Source organism: Actinosynnema sp. NPDC023658, assembly GCF_040639995.1.
Classification (GTDB): domain Bacteria; phylum Actinomycetota; class Actinomycetes; order Mycobacteriales; family Pseudonocardiaceae; genus Actinosynnema.
Window position 1 is genome coordinate 1 of the sequence record NZ_JBFAAX010000274.1, and the last position, 3345, is coordinate 3345.

The 3345-nt window shown below is 70.1% G+C and carries 5 protein-coding genes; 2 read left to right on the forward strand and 3 right to left on the reverse strand.

Annotated features, from left to right (window positions below; translation table 11 throughout):
- The 3 genes from AB0G02_RS23525 to AB0G02_RS23535 form a co-directional block, all read right to left on the reverse strand.
- Positions 1-261: HPr family phosphocarrier protein (locus tag AB0G02_RS23525; RefSeq protein ID WP_360797622.1), on the reverse strand; the 261-nt coding region annotated here is incomplete at its 3' end.
- A 31-nt stretch (positions 262-292) separates the two neighbouring features.
- Positions 293-1624, reverse strand: coding sequence for a PTS transporter subunit EIIC (locus tag AB0G02_RS23530; protein WP_360797623.1), 1332 nt, complete (start codon positions 1622-1624; stop codon positions 293-295).
- Entirely contained in the window at positions 1621-2391 is a 771-nt protein-coding gene (locus AB0G02_RS23535; protein ID WP_360797624.1) for a GntR family transcriptional regulator, read from the reverse strand. The genes AB0G02_RS23530 and AB0G02_RS23535 overlap by 4 nt, the downstream gene beginning before the upstream one ends.
- A 165-nt stretch (positions 2392-2556) precedes the next feature.
- On the opposite strand from AB0G02_RS23535, the gene AB0G02_RS23540 reads away from it, so the two are divergent.
- Together AB0G02_RS23540 and AB0G02_RS23545 are read left to right on the forward strand one after the other, a co-directional pair.
- Positions 2557-2793 carry a PTS glucose/sucrose transporter subunit IIB gene (locus AB0G02_RS23540; protein WP_344039249.1) on the forward strand — a complete coding sequence of 79 codons (237 nt, stop codon included), beginning with the start codon at positions 2557-2559 and terminating at the stop codon, positions 2791-2793.
- Positions 2790-3242 (forward strand): PTS glucose transporter subunit IIA, encoded by a 453-nt coding sequence (locus tag AB0G02_RS23545; protein WP_360797625.1) that lies wholly within the window; start codon positions 2790-2792, stop codon positions 3240-3242. Before AB0G02_RS23540 ends, AB0G02_RS23545 begins: the two co-directional genes overlap by 4 nt.
- Positions 3243-3345: the final 103 nt, after the last annotated feature.

The following is a 3345-nucleotide window of genomic DNA, read 5'->3' on the forward strand; positions in this document are numbered from 1 at the left end:
GTCGTGGTCGGTGGCGATCATCTCCGCGATGGCGTCCAGCGCGGCGTCCGCGCCGTCGCCCTCGGCCGCCAGGACGACCTCGTCGCCGTGCATCGCGCCGAGCGTCATCAGACCCAGCACGCTCGCCGCCTCGACCGGTTGGCCGTCGTCCTTGCGGATGGTGACCTTCACCGGTTGCCCGGCGGCCGCCTTCGCCAGGAGTGCGGCCGGCCGCGCGTGCAGCCCGACCTTGCTCGCCACGGTGACCCGTCGCTCAGGCATGACCCGTCCTCTCGTCCTTCGCCTTCGCCGTTCAGGACGCCGTCGCGTCCGAGCGGCCTTCCTCGTTCCGCTTGGCGGCCCGCTCGGCGGTCCGTTCGGCCGCACGCTCGGCCCTGCCGTCACCGTCGACCGTGCTCGGGTCGGCCTCCGGGTCCTCGTCGGTGTTGCGGCCCGGCGTCATCAGGTTCCACTTGGTGATGACGAAGCGGAACAGGAAGTAGTAGACGGCCGCGTAGACCACGCCGAGCACGATGATCAGCAGGGGCTTGGTCGCGATGTTGAAGTTCAGCGCGTAGTCGATGGCGCCGGCGGAGAAGCCGAAGCCGTCGTGGATGCCCAACGCGTTGCTGATCGCCAACGAGGTGCCGGTGAGCACCGCGTGGATCACGTACAGCGGCCACGCCACGAACATGAACGCGAACTCCAGCGGTTCGGTCACACCCGTGATGAACGAGGTCAGCGCCGCCGAGCCCATGATGCCGGCGATGATCTTCTTCTGCGACGGCCGCGCGGTGTGCACGATCGCCAGCGCCGCCGCCGGGAGGGCGAACATGAAGATCGGGAAGAAGCCGGTCATGAACGTGCCCGCGGACGGGTCGCCCGCGAAGAACCGCTGGATGTCGCCGGTCTTGCCCTCGTACTCCCCGAAGACCTGCCACATGAACGTGTTCGGGATGTGGTGCAGGCCCAGCGGGAGCAGCAGGCGGTTGATCATGCCGTACAGGCCCGCGCCGATGATCGTGCTGCCGGAGATCGCCTTGCCGACCGAGGTCAGACCCGCGTCGAACCACGGGTAGATCAGGCCCATGACCACCGCGACGGGGATCATCACGCCCGCGACCAGGATCGGCACGAACCGCCGGCCGCCGAAGAAGGCCAGGTATGCGGGCAGCTTGATGCGGTGGTACTTCTGCCACAGCACGGCGGTGATCAAACCGACCACGATGCCGGTCAGCACCGAGTAGTTGATCATCTCCTGCTTGGCGTCGGCCGCCGCGTCGTCCGGCAGCGGCAGCACGAGCGGCGCCATGGCCTTGAACACGGCCTCGGTCACCACGAAGCCGACCACGGCGGCCAGCGCGGTGGAACCGTCACCGCGCCGGGCGAAGCCGATGGCCACACCGACGGCGAACAGCAGCGGCAGGTTGGCGAACAGGGCGTTGCCCGCTCCGCCGATGACACCGGCCACCGCGTTCCAGCCAAGTCCTTCCTTGCCGAGGATGTCGTCCTGGCCGAGTCGCAACAGGAGCGCGGCGACGGGCAGCGCGGCGATCGGCAGCATGAGGCTGCGACCGAAGCGCTGGAGTCCGGCCAGTCCCTTGATCTCACGACCGCCGGTCGCCTGTGGGGCGCTGGCGCTCATGGGGTACCTCCCTTGGCGGAGTGGTGCGGGCCGGATTCCGGGACGGTCCGGTCCAATTGCATGGTGACCTGGTAGAGATCGCCCCGGTACCAGGAGGTCATGTCCTCGACGGGTCTGCCTCGTGAGCTGGAGACCCGCCGGAAGACGAGCAGCGAGGTGCCGGGCCTGACGCCCAGCAGCTTCGCCGTCTCGGGGTCCGCGCCCTCGGCCCACACGGTCTGCCCCGCGTGGTCGAGCTGGACCCCGTACGCGTCGGCGATGAGGGTGTAGAGCGAGGTGGTGAGGTCGTGCCGGTCGAGGTCGGGCACGACCCGCGGGCTGTACCAGCCCCGTTCGACGGCCAGCGGCACGCCGTCCGCCCGGCGCAGGCGGACCAGCTTGCACGCCGGTTCGTCCGGCAGCAGGCCGAGCGCGGTGGTCGCCTCGGGCGGCGGCTGCTCCTCGGCGCAGGCCAGCACCTCGGTCGCGGGGGTCAGACCGCGCCGGCGCATGTCGTCGGTGAACGACTCCAGGTACAGCTGGACGTCCATGCGCCGCCGGGCGGTGAACGTGCCGCGGCCCTTCGCCCTGGTCAGCAGACCTTCAGCGACGAGCTGGCCGACCGCGGCGCGGACGGTGATGCGGGACACGCCGTACTGCTCGGCGAGGTCGCGCTCGGACGGGATCGGTGAGCCGGGGGGCAGCTCCTGCTCGGCCATGCGCCGCAGGATGTCGCGGAGCTGGGCGTGCTTGGGCCTGGGCCCGTCGACGATCTCGGCGCGGTTCATGACACCTCCCCGGTGCGTGCACGTCCAAAGCCGGATTGGTACTTTCCGGTCTAGACCAGTTGGTGCGGGGAGGATGCTCCGCGCGCCAACCGGGTGTCAACCGCCGTTACGGGACCGTGCCCGAGCGGTGGCACCCTCGGGCCAGGTGTCGAGAGAGGACTTCAAGTGGCGGACGACAAGGCGGAACGGATCCTCGCCGCGCTCGGCGGTGCGGACAACATCGTGGAGATCGAGCCGTGCATCACGCGCCTGCGCTGTGAGCTGGAAGACGGTTCCCTGGTGGACGAGAAGGCTTTGAAGGGACTGGGCGCGCATGGCGTGATGCGTTCGGGCAACGTCGTGCAGGTGATCGTGGGGCCCGAGGCCGACACGATCGCCAGCGACATCGAGGACCTCCTGTGACGCTGCGCGTGGCCAGCCCGGTCAGCGGTCGCGTGGTGCCGCTGACCGAGGTGCCGGACCCGGTGTTCGCGCAGGCCATGGTGGGTCCGGGGGTCGCGATCGAGCCCGACCGGGTCAGCGCCGACGTGGTGTCCCCCGTGGACGGGACGGTCGTGACGCTGCACCCGCACGCGTTCGTCGTGGCCACCGCGGAGGGCGCGGCGGTGTTGGTGCACCTCGGGATCGACACGGTGAAGCGCAAGGGCGAGGGCTTCACGCTGCACGTGGTCAAGGGCGAGGTCGTGCGCGCGGGGCAGCCCGTGGTGACGTGGGACCCGGCCGAGGTCGAGGCGGCGGGGTTCGCGCCGGTGTGCCCGGTGATCGCGCTCGACGCGACGCCGGAGGTGGTGCTCGACCAGGCCGGTGGTCCGGTCGCGGCGGGTGACGCGCTGTTCTCCTGGCAGCGGTGACCCGGTCGTCGGTGCCCGGCTGACGAGGTCGGTGTCCGGCTGACGTCGGTGTCCGGCTGACGAGGAGTGGGGGGGGTTTTGAGCATTATTAGCACTACGAGAA

What these genes read in the sequence shown, in the direction of transcription:
- AB0G02_RS23530 (WP_360797623.1), bottom strand. Translation starts at nt 1,624, where the DNA reads ATGAGCGCCAGCGCCCCACAGGCGACCGGCGGTCGTGAGATCAAGGGA.
- AB0G02_RS23535 (WP_360797624.1), bottom strand. Translation starts at nt 2,391, where the DNA reads ATGAACCGCGCCGAGATCGTCGACGGGCCCAGGCCCAAGCACGCCCAG.